This window comes from Polynucleobacter bastaniensis (assembly GCF_018882205.1).
Lineage (GTDB): Bacteria > Pseudomonadota > Gammaproteobacteria > Burkholderiales > Burkholderiaceae > Polynucleobacter > Polynucleobacter bastaniensis.
Genome location: NZ_JACVOU010000002.1, coordinates 253,053 through 267,804, shown reverse-complemented (window position 1 = coordinate 267,804; position 14,752 = coordinate 253,053). Strand labels below are relative to the sequence as shown.

General features: G+C 43.9%; 14 protein-coding genes. 10 read left to right on the top strand and 4 right to left on the bottom strand.

What is annotated here, in order from left to right:
- Nucleotides 1-6: 6 nt before the first annotated feature.
- Nucleotides 7-1,317, bottom strand: coding sequence for a homoserine dehydrogenase (locus tag ICN22_RS04465; protein WP_216169079.1), 1,311 nt, complete (start codon nucleotides 1,315-1,317; stop codon nucleotides 7-9).
- Nucleotides 1,314-2,582 (bottom strand): pyridoxal phosphate-dependent aminotransferase, encoded by a 1,269-nt coding sequence (locus tag ICN22_RS04460; protein WP_216169078.1) that lies wholly within the window; start codon nucleotides 2,580-2,582, stop codon nucleotides 1,314-1,316. Before ICN22_RS04460 ends, ICN22_RS04465 begins: the two co-directional genes overlap by 4 nt.
- A gap of 79 nt (nucleotides 2,583-2,661) precedes the next feature.
- On the opposite strand from ICN22_RS04460, the gene ICN22_RS04455 reads away from it, so the two are divergent.
- Complete coding sequence (locus ICN22_RS04455; protein ID WP_216169077.1) at nucleotides 2,662-3,030, top strand: Mth938-like domain-containing protein; 369 nt, start codon at nucleotides 2,662-2,664, stop codon at nucleotides 3,028-3,030.
- 69 nt (nucleotides 3,031-3,099) lie between these two features.
- Here ICN22_RS04455 and ICN22_RS04450 read toward each other — a convergent pair whose 3' ends face one another.
- Together ICN22_RS04450 and ICN22_RS04445 are read right to left on the bottom strand one after the other, a co-directional pair.
- Nucleotides 3,100-3,807: a TVP38/TMEM64 family protein gene (locus tag ICN22_RS04450; RefSeq protein WP_216169076.1), complete on the bottom strand. Its 708-nt coding sequence runs from the start codon at nucleotides 3,805-3,807 to the stop codon at nucleotides 3,100-3,102.
- Between the two features lie 3 nt (nucleotides 3,808-3,810).
- Nucleotides 3,811-4,920: an amidinotransferase gene (locus tag ICN22_RS04445; RefSeq protein ID WP_439650976.1), complete on the bottom strand. Its 1,110-nt coding sequence runs from the start codon at nucleotides 4,918-4,920 to the stop codon at nucleotides 3,811-3,813.
- A gap of 26 nt (nucleotides 4,921-4,946) precedes the next feature.
- Here ICN22_RS04445 and ICN22_RS04440 point away from each other — a divergent pair, with 26 nt between their 5' ends.
- From ICN22_RS04440 to ICN22_RS04400, 9 genes are all read left to right on the top strand, one after another.
- On the top strand, nucleotides 4,947-6,617 hold the full coding sequence (locus ICN22_RS04440) for a glycosyltransferase family 39 protein (protein WP_216169074.1): 1,671 nt from the start codon (nucleotides 4,947-4,949) through the stop codon (nucleotides 6,615-6,617).
- A gap of 16 nt (nucleotides 6,618-6,633) precedes the next feature.
- Nucleotides 6,634-7,794 carry a DegT/DnrJ/EryC1/StrS family aminotransferase gene (locus tag ICN22_RS04435; RefSeq protein ID WP_216169073.1) on the top strand — a complete coding sequence of 387 codons (1,161 nt, stop codon included), beginning with the start codon at nucleotides 6,634-6,636 and terminating at the stop codon, nucleotides 7,792-7,794.
- 42 nt (nucleotides 7,795-7,836) lie between these two features.
- Nucleotides 7,837-8,799: a glycosyltransferase gene (locus tag ICN22_RS04430; protein ID WP_216169072.1), complete on the top strand. Its 963-nt coding sequence runs from the start codon at nucleotides 7,837-7,839 to the stop codon at nucleotides 8,797-8,799.
- Complete coding sequence (locus ICN22_RS04425) at nucleotides 8,800-9,669, top strand: formyltransferase (protein ID WP_216169071.1); 870 nt, start codon at nucleotides 8,800-8,802, stop codon at nucleotides 9,667-9,669.
- A 47-nt stretch (nucleotides 9,670-9,716) separates the two neighbouring features.
- Nucleotides 9,717-10,763 carry a bifunctional UDP-4-keto-pentose/UDP-xylose synthase gene (locus tag ICN22_RS04420; protein WP_216169070.1) on the top strand — a complete coding sequence of 349 codons (1,047 nt, stop codon included), beginning with the start codon at nucleotides 9,717-9,719 and terminating at the stop codon, nucleotides 10,761-10,763.
- A gap of 22 nt (nucleotides 10,764-10,785) precedes the next feature.
- Nucleotides 10,786-11,703, top strand: a complete 918-nt coding sequence (locus ICN22_RS04415) for a polysaccharide deacetylase family protein (RefSeq protein ID WP_216169069.1) — start codon at nucleotides 10,786-10,788, stop codon at nucleotides 11,701-11,703.
- A gap of 48 nt (nucleotides 11,704-11,751) precedes the next feature.
- Nucleotides 11,752-12,219: a peroxiredoxin gene (locus ICN22_RS04410; protein WP_216169068.1), complete on the top strand. Its 468-nt coding sequence runs from the start codon at nucleotides 11,752-11,754 to the stop codon at nucleotides 12,217-12,219.
- Nucleotides 12,220-12,453: 234 nt separating this feature from the next.
- A complete protein-coding gene (locus tag ICN22_RS04405; protein WP_216169067.1) occupies nucleotides 12,454-14,130 on the top strand; it encodes a PhoH family protein in 1,677 nt (558 codons plus the stop codon).
- Complete coding sequence (locus tag ICN22_RS04400) at nucleotides 14,087-14,641, top strand: C40 family peptidase (RefSeq protein ID WP_369411563.1); 555 nt, start codon at nucleotides 14,087-14,089, stop codon at nucleotides 14,639-14,641. The genes ICN22_RS04405 and ICN22_RS04400 overlap by 44 nt, the downstream gene beginning before the upstream one ends.
- Nucleotides 14,642-14,752 lie beyond the last annotated feature (111 nt).

Genomic DNA, 14,752 nt, shown 5'->3' with positions numbered 1-14,752 from the left:
TTTGTATTAGGACAGATTTTCTAAGCGGATCTTCACTACTTCACCAGCAACAGTTTTCAGATTCTGAATTTCTCCAATTGCTGCCAGCATGTGCTTTTCTTTAGTCTCGTGGGTGAGAGCAACCAAGTCGGTTTGACTTTCACCTTCATCAGCTTCTTTTTGTAAGAGAGCGTCGATCGAGATGCTATGAGCTGCCAAGATCTTAGTAATGTCAGCTAGAACACCAGCTTGATCCGCTACGCGCAAACGCAAGTAATAGCTGGTGGTAATTTCACCCATGGGTAATACAGCGATGTCACGCACTGCATCCGGCTGAAACCCTAAGTAAGGAATCCGACTCTCTGGACTTGCACCCAGTAAACGCGTGATATCTACTAAGTCTGCAATCACAGCAGAGGCGGTTGGCTCTGAGCCTGCGCCTTTACCGTAGTACAGCGTAGTACCTACAGCATCACCAAATACTTGAACGGCATTCATGGCGCCTTCCACGTTTGCAATTAAACGCTTAGTCGGAATCAAGGTTGGGTGCACACGCAACTCAACGCCAGTAATTGTCTTCTTAGCAATACCAAGCAACTTGATGCGATAACCCAACTGCTCGGCATATTTAATATCGATGGCATCTAACTTAGTAATACCCTCAACGTGCGCTTTCTCAAATTGCATAGGAATACCAAATGCAATTGCGCTCATGATGGTTGCCTTGTGGGCAGCATCTACCCCTTCAATATCAAATGTAGGGTCTGCTTCTGCGTACCCCAAACGCTGCGCTTCTTTCAAAACGGTCCCAAAGTCTAAACCTTTGTCGCGCATCTCAGAAAGAATGAAATTGGTTGTGCCATTGATGATGCCGGCGATCCACTCAATACGATTTGCAGTCAAACCTTCACGAAGTGCTTTGATAATGGGAATACCGCCAGCAACAGCCGCTTCAAACGCGACCATCACGCCCTTTTCGTGGGCAGCTTTAAAAATCTCATTGCCATGCACAGCAATCAAAGCCTTATTGGCTGTGACTACATGCTTACCAGCGGCAATTGCTTCAAGAACCAAGTCCTTAGCAATACCGTAACCGCCAATCAATTCAACAACGATATCAATCTCAGGGTTGTTAATCACAGCACGTGCATCACTCATAACTTGTGCACGGTCTTTTACTAATTCTTTGGCACGCTCTACATTGAGATCGGCAACCGTATTAATGCGAATGCCACGACCAGCACGACGGGTAATTTCATCTTGGTTGCGCTCGAGAACAGTAAATACACCACCACCTACAGTGCCAATACCTAATAGACCAACTTGAATCGGTTTCATGATGCCTTTACTACTGTTGAATTAGCCGAATTATTTACTTTACGACTGTGTTTTTGACGATAACGCTCTAAGAAGCGTGCCAGACGACCAATGGCTTCTTTCAGCACATCTTCATGAGGTAAGAACACTACTCTGAAGTGATCTGACTTGATCCAGTTAAAACCAGAGCCTTGCACCAACAATACTTTTTCTTCTTTAAGAAGATCGGCAACAAATTGCTGATCATCTTCAATCGGGTACATCTCAGAATCGAGTTTTGGAAATAAGTACAAAGCAGATTTTGGCTTCACACAAGTCACACCGGGAATTTCAGTAATGAGTTTCCAGGCAAGGTCACGCTGTTTCGCCAAGCGGCCACCTTCAGCCACTAGGTCATTAATACTTTGATAGCCGCCCAAAGCTGTCTGAATAGCGTACTGGCCTGGCACGTTGGCGCACAGGCGCATTGAGGACAACATATTGAGACCCTCGATGTAATCGCGAATCATCTCTTTATCCCCAGAAACTACCATCCAGCCAGCACGGTAGCCGCAAGAGCGATAGTTTTTGGATAAACCATTGAAGGTGATAGTGACTACATCAGTAGATAAGGATGCCAAAGAGACATGCTTCTCTTGGTCGTATAGCATCTTGTCGTAAATCTCATCAGCAAACAAAATTAAGTCATGCTCACGCGCAATTGAAATTAACTCAGTCAATACTTCTTTGGAATAAATAGCCCCTGTTGGATTATTCGGGTTGATTACTACGATCGCTTTGGTGCGCGGTGTAATCTTTTTACGCAGATCGGCCAAATCTGGCGCCCACTCCTTGGACTCATCACACAAGTAATGAATTGGTGTGCCGCCAGATAGACTCACCGCAGCAGTCCATAAAGGGTAATCTGGGGCCGGTACTAATACTTCATCGCCATTGTTAAGCAATGCATTCATCGCCAGAACAATTAATTCAGAAACCCCATTACCGGTATAGATGTCATCCAAAGTAACACCCTGAATACCTTTTTCCTGGCAATATTGCATGATGGCTTTACGGGCCGCAAAAATTCCCTTGGAATCAGAGTACGCTGAGGCATTACCCAAATTACGGATAATGTCCAACTGAATCTCTTCTGGAGGATCAAAACCAAAAATACCCACATTACCGATGTTTAATTTGATGATTTTGTGACCCTCTTCTTCCATGCGCTGAGCGAGCTCCAGCACGGGTCCACGGATGTCATAACAGACGTGATTGAGTTTTTCAGACTTTAGGATCGGTTTCACAATAAATTAATAGTTAAGTTCTTTAAATAAGAGATAAAACAGGCGACTATAATCTATACAATTATGACAGAGAGTCCACTTGAAGCTTAAATCTGACCCCCATTTTGGAGTCAACATGATCACTGGCTACGGCGATGGCTACGTGGAGATCAATAAGGCACCTTACACTCATGCCGTCTTGCTCAGTTCAGACGGCGCCATTTCTAATTGGCCAGTCCAGACATTCGACGACTTAGAAGATGGTCATTTCGTGAAAATCGTTGATTTAAAGCCAGAATTAGTCCTGATTGGTACTGGTCAGCGTCAGCGTTTTCCTAAACTTGAACTTCTGAAAACTCTGATTCAAGCAAAAGTTGGCTATGAAATCATGGACTCCCAAGCAGCTTGTAGAACTTACAACATTTTGGTGAGTGAAGGACGGAAAGTAGTGCTAGCGTTGGTCCTATAAATAAAATTAATTTTTTACAAGTTGTAAATAAGATCCATAGAAATAAAATATTTCTTTAATTTCAGCTCTTTATTTAGATGAATTTGTTAAAGGCTTCAGATTCTTGTAAATTCTTTTAAAAATAATTGGTAAAAGCCCTAGAGTGATCAACAAGCCAATTAACTCTAAAGAAAAAATATTTGACAGACTCTCCACTTCAGATAATTTAGTTCCAATACTGACAAGAACAATTGTTTCAGTCAGCATCCCTAGCTGAATCGCCAAATAAAAAGTCGAGGTGCGCATCGAACTTATACCCATAAGAGCATTGATGACTGCATAGGGGAAAATTGGAGTCATACATATCGAAATAAGATATAAAGCACCGTCTTCATTGATGCCATTATTGATTGTTTTAAATTGACTTTGAAAATGCTGTTGAACCCAATTACGAAAAAAAAATCTGGAAATACAAAAAGCAAGGGTTGCTCCAATAGCAGAGGAAAAGGAGGCAAGAACTAGCCCCCCATAAAATCCAAAAATCGATCCAAATGCAATGCTAAAAAAAGCTGTCCCTGGCAAGAAAAAAGCAACTGCCAATACATACACGAAGCAAAAACCAAGCATAAAAATTAGTGGCTGATTTTTGAAGTAATCCTCGGCTGATGCCCTATGACCCCTGATAAACTGCAAATAATTATCAGGGTCTAGGGTGCCAAAAAAATAAAAGTAGCTTACTAAAAAGCTAACTAAGATAAATAATAAAAATATTCTTACAAAATTAGAACTGATGGCCATTGGCTATAAGTAAGATTGAAGCGAGCCACGTCTACGGATATCTAAAGTTGCACAGTGAAATCCACCGCCAAACATTTTATAGTTCATAAAAGGGAGGGGGATTGGATCAAAACCCCATGACTTTAAGGATGCGATCATGGAAACTTGGGAAGCTTCACAGATAACTCTTTTTTCATCAAGCTTGAGCATATTCAAGCTAATCCATTTACTCACTAAGGACAAATAAAAACGCCAACTTGAATTGATCGGGTCAGGTTGAGGTGCAATTAATATTTGCCAATCTTTCAAAACTTTTGGCAAGTCAGCGACATTGACAAACTCTGGATTAATTAAAACTTTGCCAGGAGCTAACGGCACAAATGTTGTGTCAATATGCATTGGCTGAGTGCAGAGTGTTTTAATCTGATGAAAGTGATAACCTTCTCCCAAATGTCGACTTAGCCAATCAACGCCTTTTTTGTTTGTAACGTTACTTAGGGTGTAAAAAATATCACGGCCACAACGCGTAAAGTCTGCAGCGTCAAACAAAGGCTCATGCTCTGTGATCATGTAACGCATCGCTTCACCAGGTAATGGGGGGATATAAGCATAATCAAATGACTCGTCGCTCAACATTGGTTTTGGAGCAGAAGTCCATTTAGCACCCTGATCAAAATATTCATTCATTAACTTGCGGTATGCATAAACTTCAAAATACCTTGAGCGCCAAGCCATTGGTGTCTCAATCATCTCATTACCAATGATCAAGATTCCATCTCGTGGGCTAGCTGTGCAAAACCCTTTAGAACTCCAAAATGGGGTTTTAGAGTTAAAGTGAAAATCAACTGGATCTGGACGCCTGACCTTTACGCCTTCTTGTTCAAGAAGTTTCGCTAAACCTTCTAACTCCCGTTTAGCAGGATCAGTAATGATGCTTGGGTAACGCATACCCGCTAGAGGTCTATAAAGTCTAGCCGCTGTTTTGGGTAAGTTACCGGTAAAAGTAATGTGGTTGACGGGAATAGTTGCATTTTCAAGACTGCCAACAATGACCTCTTCGAGCGGATCCCACTCGTTATGAGAATTGACTGGGCATTCATTACTGCTGCCATTAGAATTGGACACGCTAGACATTTTTTCCTTTTTTTATAATTTTTTTTATGAATAACAACGAAAGCAATTTTATCATAAGTCCTCAAATGTTTGTTTTAATTGCACTTTTTACTCTTATTTGGTTTGGTAGTCTCGACTTTAGACCATTGATTCCGAGTGATGAAGCTCGCTATGCTGAAATTGCAAGAGAAATTTTTGTTACAGGCGATTGGATTACTCCCCGCTACAACGGTTATAAATACTTTGAAAAACCACCCCTACAGATGTGGGCAACGAGTACGATTTTCGAGATTTTTGGTGTAGGAAATTGGCAAGCTCGTTTATGGTCCGCACTCACCGGATTTTTGACAATCATTTTTGTTGGAGTGACATCAGCAAAGATATTTAATCCTCGGGTTGGTTGGTTATCTTCGATTGTCCTGGCCTCTAGCCCAATGTGGATTGTTGCTGGGCACTTAAGCTCTCTTGACATAGCGCTTTCCTCGTTTTTATCTGCTGCACTTTGCAGCCTCCTTTTGTCACAGCATTCGGAGAATGCCAATACACGAAGAAATTGGATCTGGTTGTGCTGGGCTTTTATGGCATTAGCAGTTCTTTCTAAGGGATTAATTGGCATTGTTCTCCCTTCCCTGGTGTTAATTTTTTACTGCATCAGTATTTGGGATTGGAAGATTCTCAATCAAATCCGAATCGTCAGTGGAAGTTTAATTTTCTTAGCCATTGCAGCGCCATGGTTTGTGTTAGTTTCCATAAAAAATCCCGAGTTTCTGGAATTTTTCTTTATCCATGAGCACTTTCAACGCTTTGCTCAAAACAGTCATAACAGGAACGCCCCTATTTATTTTTTCATCCCGCTATTACTAGTAGGGATTCTGCCCTGGGTACCACAATTACCAATGGCGTTCATGAAAGCCATAAAAAGAAATCAAAATTCTCATTTAGCTACTCGGCTTCTAGTATGTTGGGCTGTAGTTATCTTTGTTTTTTTTAGTATCTCTAGCTCTAAGTTACCAGGCTATATTATTCCCATCTTTCCTGCTGTAGCGATTCTGATTGCCAAGTATCTAGACTCGATAAAATACGAATCGTTTAGAACTTCATGGAAATTTCAAACTATTTTTTTTGCCGTCTTAGGACTTGCTGGATTTTATTTTTTACCTGATATTGACAATCAAGCCAGGCCAGATGAGTTCGATGCCTACAATGAATATGCATACTGGATTGCTGCTGCACTAATAACAATTATAGCTTTTTCTTTAATAGCCTTACTGAAAAAAACCTCATCCTTCCAAGAAAAAATTACTACTTATGCTTGCGGTTTTTTTCTCTGCAGTATGATTACTGGCATGGGTCACGAAACGCTGGATAGAGCTTCATCGGGCATTGATTTAGCAAAACAAATAAGGCAAACCATACCTAAGGGTATTAATTTCTATTCAATACAGACGATGGATAATACGCTTCCGTTTTATTTAGGAGTAACCATGACGATGGTTCAAAATCCGTATGAATTCGAATTCGGTATTAAGCAAGAGCCTCACTTGTGGGTCCCCACAATTGAAGATTTCATTATCAGATGGGGTAAAGACTCTAGCGCCTTTGCGGTGATGTTACCGGAGCAATTTTCTGAGTTTCAAAAGAAGGGGCTTCCTATGCAAGAGGTTGGTAGGGATGCTCGAAGAGTAGTAATCAAGCACCCTGACATTCAAGCGCAATAGAACATTAACTTTATATATGTCAGCAGAACCATTTCTCCCTTTTACCCGCCCTAGCTTTGATCAAGAAACCATTGATGCTGTTACAGCGGTACTGCGATCAGGTTGGGTAACCTCAGGGCCAAAGTTATTAGAGTTTGAAGCAGCCCTCAGCGAGTATTTTGGTGGCCGTCCTGTGCGCTGCTTTGCCAATGGCACAGCAACCATGAGGATCGCATTACAAATTGCTGGTATTGGCATCGGTGACGAAGTCATTACAACGCCGATATCTTGGGTAGCTACTTCGAATGTGATTTTGGGTGTAGGCGCGAAACCAATCTTTGTAGATATTGATCCTGTGACACGCAATATTGATCTCAATAAAGTAAGTGCTGCGATCACCCCTAAAACTCGCGCTATCATGCCGGTACATTTAGCTGGCTTACCAGTAGATATGGATCACCTTTACGCTTTATCTAAGCAAAATAATCTTCGGATTATTGAAGATGCTGCTCAGGCCTTTGGTTCACAATGGAAAGGGAAAAAGATTGGTAGCTTTGGTGACCTCGTGAGCTTTAGTTTCCAGGCCAACAAAAATCTGACTACCATTGAGGGTGGTTGCCTTGTATTAAATAATATAAATGAGGCCAAGCTCGCTGAAAAATTACGGCTACAAGGTCTAACTCGACAGGGTATGGACGGCATGGATGTAGATATCTTAGGTGGCAAAGATAATTTGACTGATGTCAATGCGGTTATTGGCCTGCAACAACTAAAAAAATTACCCTCTTTTCAAGCAAGACGAGTTGTGCTTGCTGGACAATATTTTGATGTGATCCGCGAAAAACTCAAATCTGCTGGATTGCACAACCTTCATTTAGAACTTCCTGTTGAGAATTTTATTGGTAGTAATTGGCATATGTTTCAGGTGGTGCTGCCACTCGATCAATTAAATTGTGATCGTGCGCAAGTGATGGCCGAACTTAAAGACCTTGGTATTGGAACGGGGGTTCACTACCCCGCTATCACTGGTTTTACTCTATACAAAAATCAGGGCTATAAAACACTAGACACGCCAGTGGCTGAACGGATTGGCCGCTCTATTCTTACTCTCCCTTTATTTCCTGATATGGATGATGAGGATATTGACCGCATAGCAAGCGGAATTGTAGGAATCCTCAAGAAATACCGCAAAATCTAGCTTTTATTAAGTTTGATCCACAGAATCAGGCAAAATTGCAGCATGATTGCAAATTCAGCCCCCACTCCAACACTAAGTGTTGTCATTCCCGTTTACAACGAGGAAGATGGGCTCCAAGCCCTATTCGATCGTCTCTATCCAGCCTTGGATCGCCTTGTCGCTCAACGCAATATTACCTATGAGATCGTTTTAGTAAACGACGGTAGTAAGGATCGTTCGGCAGGTATTCTTGCCAGTCAAGTGGACAAGCGGCCTGACGTTACACGTGCAATTCTATTTCATAGCAATTTTGGTCAGCATATGGCAATTATGGCTGGATTTGAATACGCCAAAGGTGAATACATCATTACTTTGGATGCGGATTTACAAAATCCACCTGAAGAAATCGATTTACTTGCTGAACAGCTGATGAAAGGTTATGACTATGTTGGCACAGTCCGCGCTAATCGCCGCGATAGCTTTTTCAGAAAGCTTGCGTCACGCGCCATGAATCGTTTGCGTGAGAGCGTTACTCACATTACGATGACCGATCAAGGGTGCATGTTGCGTGGCTATAGCCGTCACATTGTTGATCTCGTTCGTCAGTGTGATGAGAGCAATACTTTCATACCTGCATTGGCCTATACCTTTGCTGCTAACCCAATTGAAATTAGCGTTAAACATGAAGAGCGATTTGCTGGTGAATCAAAATACAGCCTTTATCAACTGATTCGTTTAAATTTTGATTTAGTTACCGGCTTTTCCATCATGCCTTTGCAGATTTTCTCGATTCTGGGAATGTTGCTATCTATTGCAGCGGGCAGCTTGTTTGTTTACTTATTAATCCGTCGCTTTGTCCTGGGTGCTGAGTCTGAGGGACTCTTTACCCTATTTGCGCTGACCTTTTTTCTAATTGGCGTAATCCTTTTTGGTCTTGGCCTACTAGGAGAATACATTGGTCGTATTTATCAGCAGATCCGCAATCGCCCTCGTTACATCGTAAAAACCGTTTTAGAGAAAAAATAATTGCGCGCAGTCGTATTCGCTTATCACGATGTTGGGGTTCATTGCCTCGAAGCATTGATGGATGCCGGCATACAGATTGATCTGGTGATCACGCATCAGGATGACCCCAATGAGAATATTTGGTTTGCGAGTGTTATCAAGCTCTGTGAAAATCAAAGGATTCCTTACGTCACACCGAATTCCAATCAGTTGATGGATCTGGTGCCGCGGATCCAAAAACTAGCACCTGATTACCTGTTCTCTTTTTACTATCGCCACATGATTCCGGCAGAGCTCTTGGCTTGCGCCAAGGTTGCCGCTCTTAATATGCATGGCTCGCTACTGCCAAAGTACCGAGGTCGTGCCCCAGTCAATTGGGCCATCCTACATGGAGAAACGCAAACTGGTGCCACATTGCACATCATGGAAACCAAACCAGATGCAGGCGATATTGTTGGGCAGTCGACTGTCTCTATTGGCGCCAATGAAACTGCTACGGATGTCTTTGACAAAGTAAGCCAAGCAGCCATCTCGGTAATAAACCAGGTTCTACCCGAACTTCTTAAAGGCCACATCCCCAGAAAACTTAATAATCTGACTCAAGGAAGCTATTTTGGGGGCCGCAAGCCTGCTGATGGGCAAATCCTGTGGCATCAAACTGCTCAGCAGGTTCATAACCTCGTGAGAGCCGTTGCGCCCCCCTATCCCGGCGCTTTTACAGACTGGCAAGGTGAGCGCAGGATCGTGGCTCGCACCAGCCTAGAAGGCCCATTTCCGAGAGAGCTAGATCTTCAGGTTTCTGGTATCCAAGTGGTTGATAATCAGGTATTCGGCGTTTGTGGGGACCAAAAAGCGGTAGTGATACTGGACTGGTTCCCTGCAAATAGCTAAAAAAATTAAAAGTGGCACTCTTTAGATTAAAAAACGAGGCAGTAAAGATGAAAAAAGTACTCATTCTTGGCGTAAACGGCTTTATTGGCCATCACCTTTCAAAGCGTATCTTGGAGACAACCGATTGGCATGTCTATGGTATGGATATGCAAAACGATCGCCTGGGTGATTTAGTAAGCCATCCTAGCATGCACTTTTTTGAAGGTGACATCACTATCAATAAAGAATGGGTTGAATATCACATCCGTAAATGCGATGTCATCTTGCCCTTAGTAGCCATTGCAACACCAGCAACTTATGTTCAGCAACCATTAAAAGTATTTGAGCTCGACTTTGAAGCCAATTTACCAATTGTGCGCTCAGCAGTTAAATACAAAAAACATTTAGTGTTTCCATCTACATCCGAAGTCTATGGCATGTGTGAAGATGGTGAGTTTGATCCCGCTAAGTCGAATATGGTTTATGGCCCAATCAACAAACCACGCTGGATCTATGCTTGCTCCAAGCAATTGATGGATCGCGTGATCTGGGGTTACGGCATGGAAGGTTTGCGCTTCACTCTTTTCCGCCCATTTAACTGGATTGGCCCGGGACTAGATAGTATCTACACACCAAAGGAAGGCTCTTCCCGTGTCGTTACTCAGTTCTTGGGTCATATCGTTCGCGGCGAGCCAATCAACGTGGTTGATGGTGGCGCGCAAAAACGTGCCTTTACTTATATTGATGATGGCATCGACGCCTTAATGCGCATCATCGGCAACAAAGATGGTGTTGCTGACGGCAAGATCTACAACATTGGTAATCCAAAAAACAATCACTCTATTCGCGAGCTAGCCAATCAGATGCTCGATATCGCTCGTAGTATTCCTGAGTACGCAAAGTCAGCAAATGAAGTGAAGATAGTAGAAACTACCTCTGGCGCTTACTACGGTGAAGGCTATCAGGATGTTCAGAACCGTGTTCCTGCAATTGATAACACGATGACTGAATTGGGCTGGAAGCCAACGATCAATATGAGCGATGCGCTGAAGAATATTTTTGAAGCCTATCGCCATGACGTAGAAAACGCACGGCATTTAGTTGATAAAGAATAGGTGAAAGTACATTTAAGGCTTTATGGCTAAGATTGCACTCAAAGTAGATGTTGATACTCTGCGCGGGACCAAAGAAGGTGTGCCCAACCTAGCGCGCACGCTTGAACGCTTTGGCCTGAAAGCCACCTTCCTATTTAGCCTAGGCCCTGACCACACTGGCTGGGCACTGAAGCGAGTCTTTAAGCCAGGTTTTCTAAAGAAAGTAAGTCGCACTTCCGTTGTTGAACACTACGGCATTAAGACTTTGCTCTACGGCGTCCTTCTTCCTGGCCCCGATATTGGCAAACAAGCTGCTAGTGAAATGCGTGCCATAGATATGGCTGGTCATGAGACTGGTATTCACACCTGGGATCACGTAGCTTGGCAAGATGCTGTGCGTCATCGCGATGCCCAGTGGACTAAAGCACAGATGCAAAAAAGTTGGGATCGTTTTGTAGAGATCTTTGGTCACCCACCAGTCACTTATGGTGCCGCTGGTTGGCAAATGAATGAAGCAGCCTTTGAGCAACTTGATCAATGGGGCATTCAATACTCTTCCGATGGGCGGGCTGAGCCTAATCTTATGCCTTACCGCTTTATGCTCCCCTCCGGGAAAGCAAAGCACGTGCAATACCCTACAACCTTACCCACCTTTGATGAGCTGATCGGGATTGAGGATAACGATGAGTTTGGTGCAGTAAAAAAACTCCTCGAAATTACCCAAAGCAATCCAAATGATCAAGTATTTACCCTGCATGCAGAACTTGAAGGCCAGAAGCTTCTACCCGCCTTTGAGCAACTATTGGCGGGCTGGCTGAACCAAGGGCACGACCTGGTTACCATGGGGGAGCTGCATCAATCCTGGGCAGCCACTAAGCAACTGGATAAAATAGCCGTACAGCCAGTCTCCTGGGGGGAAATACCCAATAGAAGCGGCGAGCTCATTTTGCAAACGGTATGAGTTAGCTCAGAATACGTAATACATTAAGTTAAATAAGAGAGCCCCATCATGACAGTAGAAATTGGTAAATCAATGCCCCAATGTGCAATCCCGGCAACATCAGGATTGACCTTTACCCCAGACTCAGCCAAAGGCAAAAAACTGGTTGTCTACTTTTATCCAAAAGATATGACTCCAGGTTGCACCGCGGAGTCTGGTGAATTTCGGGACAACATAGACGCCTTCACTAAAGCAAATACTTTGATCGTTGGCGTATCTCGAGATAGCCTCAAATCTCACGATAACTTCCGAAGCAAACTAGAGCTGCCATTTGAACTCGTTGCCGATACCGAAGAAACCCTATGCCAGCTTTTTGGCGTCATGAAAATGAAGAACATGTATGGCAAGCAAGTTCGTGGCGTAGAGCGCAGTACCTTCCTCTTTGACTCTTCGGGCACGCTGGTAAAAGAGTGGCGCGGCCTTAAAATTCCCGGACATGTGACAGAGGTATTACAAGCAGCCCAAGCCACTAAATAATTTTTAAATTAATTTAATCTGGGGCACTTGCAAAGCCTAAAATTTGGGGTAAAGTAGTCTCTATGCACCGTAAACGACGGGAAAGTCTCACAATCCGTTTGACTCATCAGCCTGAATACTTAAGATCAGGCTCGGTAAACAACCCCCGCTGTTTTACAGATCGTTTTACACTCAGTTTCGTTATAAGCCGTCAATGCAACCCGCTTGACGGTTTTTTCTTTTAGGAGAGTCTGCATGCCATTGCCCCCAATCCCAACTCAAATTGCCGGCCAAGTCAAAATTAGTAGCAAGGACACCCCGAATTTAAATAAACGTCCTGCGCCAGCAAAAACTGTTGTGATGGAGAGTCATGCCCCAGATTGGGCAACAGATGCAGATGAAGATCTTTCTGCTGCTGAAGTAGTGCTTGAGAAAATTAAAAGCGATCACAACCCAGTAGTTGTGCGTAGTGGGCGTAGTGATAACAAGATAGCGAATGTACCTGAAAAACCAAAGCGTATTAATCGCACCGGCCCTCCGAGTCTATTCGTTCTAGACACCAATGTATTAATGCACGATCCAAGTTCTCTGTTCCGCTTCTCTGAGCATGATCTCTTCTTGCCAATGACTACTCTTGAGGAGCTGGACAACCATAAAAAGGGTATGACGGAGGTTGCTCGTAACGCCCGTACAGTAAGCCGCTCTTTAGATCAATTAGTAGCCGGTACCAGCGGCACATTAGACGATGGCATTCCCCTGAATAAGCTTGGCAATCAAGATGTATCTGGTCGACTCTTTTTCCAGACAAAGCTGACTACCCAAGCGCTCCCCGAAGGTTTGCCTGAAGGTAAGGGCGATAACCTGATCTTGGCAGTAGTGAGTGAGCTGCAAAAGACACGTAAAGGCCAGGAAGTTGTGCTGGTATCTAAAGATATCAATATGCGCATTAAAGCGCGCGCGCTTGGCTTGCCTGCTGAAGATTACTTCAACGACCAGGTCTTAGAAGATCGCGACTTAATGTATTCCGGAGTGATGGCACTACCTGCAGACTTTTGGCCAAAGCATGGCAAAGATATGGAGAGTTGGGCTGACGGTAAATCTGGCACGATGTTTTATCGTGTAACCGGTCCTTCAGTTCTCGGCATGTTAGTAAATCAGTTTGTCTATCAAGAAAACCCTGATGGCTCAACACCCTTCTATGCCCAAGTCAAAGAGATTAACGGCAAGACCGCCCTACTACAAACCTTGAGGGACTTCTCTCATCAGAAAAATAATGTCTGGAGCGTGACCGCACGCAATCGCGAGCAGAACTTTGCCATGAACCTACTCATGAACCCGGATGTGGATTTCGTCACATTATTGGGGCAAGCGGGCACTGGTAAAACTCTGCTGGCCTTGGCTGCAGGCTTGGAGCAAGTGTTGGACAGCAAACGCTATAACGAGATCATCATCACTCGAGCCACTGTTCCAGTAGGTGAAGATATTGGCTTTTTACCTGGCACTGAAGAAGAGAAGATGCAGCCTTGGATGGGTGCATTTGATGACAACCTTGAAGTACTACAACGTAATGAGGACGGTAGCGCTGGAGAATGGGGCCGTGCTGCGACACAAGAATTGATTCGTTCACGCATTAAGGTAAAGAGCATGAACTTCATGCGCGGTAGAACCTTTGTCAGTAAGTTTGTGATTATTGATGAGGCGCAGAATTTAACTCCAAAGCAAATGAAAACCCTGGTGACTCGTGCGGGCCCAGGAACCAAGATTATTTGCTTAGGTAATATTGCCCAGATCGACACACCTTACTTAACCGAAGGCTCTTCAGGCCTCACTTATGTGGTGGATCGCTTCAAAGGCTGGCGTCATGGTGGACATGTGACTCTGGCTCGCGGTGAGCGCTCCCGTCTTGCGGATCATGCTGCTGACGCGCTCTAAGCAAACTTTCTCATGCCGCACTCTGATAGGGTGCGGCATTTTTATTTGCGCCCTAGCAATACTGTCGGGTTGCAGCAGCTTTGGCTCAAAGAGTAATGCGACCAAGGTAGCTCAATTTAAACAAGATACGAGTGTAGGTACAGAAGACATCTCCATTGCAGCAGTAGGTTTGGTTGGCGTACCCTATCGCTATGGCGGCAATAATCCTAGCGGGGGGTTTGATTGCAGTGGCTTAATTGCTTATGTCTATAACAAGTCTGCGAACATCAAGTTACCAAGGACCATTCAGGAGATGAGTAATCGAGGTCAAAGCGTAGACAGTGGTCCACCCGCACCAGGAGACCTCGTCTTCTTCAACACTACTGGTACAAAGTACTCGCATGCAGGCATCTATGTCGGTCAAGGCAGATTTGTGCATGCGCCAAGCGCTGGTGGAACTGTGCGCTTGGAATACATCACTACACCCTACTGGGCAGCCAGATTTACTGAAGCTAGAAGATTGACGCCTTAATTATTAGCCTTTGAGCTGATAGCATTACACCGTATTCCCAAAATCCTAAATATTGTTTACATTTCAGATAGAACAATTGGTTCTTTAAATTACTCATTTGGGAGTGGCTCG

Bases quoted from the DNA above. Each gene is read 5' to 3' on its own strand.
- ICN22_RS04450 (WP_216169076.1), bottom strand. From the start codon at position 3,807: ATGGCCATCAGTTCTAATTTTGTAAGAATATTTTTATTATTTATCTTA.
- ICN22_RS04405 (WP_216169067.1), top strand. From the start codon at position 12,454: ATGCCATTGCCCCCAATCCCAACTCAAATTGCCGGCCAAGTCAAAATT.
- ICN22_RS04435 (WP_216169073.1), top strand. From the start codon at position 6,634: ATGTCAGCAGAACCATTTCTCCCTTTTACCCGCCCTAGCTTTGATCAA.
- ICN22_RS04445 (WP_439650976.1), bottom strand. From the start codon at position 4,920: ATGTCTAGCGTGTCCAATTCTAATGGCAGCAGTAATGAATGCCCAGTC.
- ICN22_RS04465 (WP_216169079.1), bottom strand. From the start codon at position 1,317: ATGAAACCGATTCAAGTTGGTCTATTAGGTATTGGCACTGTAGGTGGT.
- ICN22_RS04430 (WP_216169072.1), top strand. From the start codon at position 7,837: ATGATTGCAAATTCAGCCCCCACTCCAACACTAAGTGTTGTCATTCCC.
- ICN22_RS04415 (WP_216169069.1), top strand. From the start codon at position 10,786: ATGGCTAAGATTGCACTCAAAGTAGATGTTGATACTCTGCGCGGGACC.
- ICN22_RS04420 (WP_216169070.1), top strand. From the start codon at position 9,717: ATGAAAAAAGTACTCATTCTTGGCGTAAACGGCTTTATTGGCCATCAC.
- ICN22_RS04410 (WP_216169068.1), top strand. From the start codon at position 11,752: ATGACAGTAGAAATTGGTAAATCAATGCCCCAATGTGCAATCCCGGCA.
- ICN22_RS04440 (WP_216169074.1), top strand. From the start codon at position 4,947: ATGAATAACAACGAAAGCAATTTTATCATAAGTCCTCAAATGTTTGTT.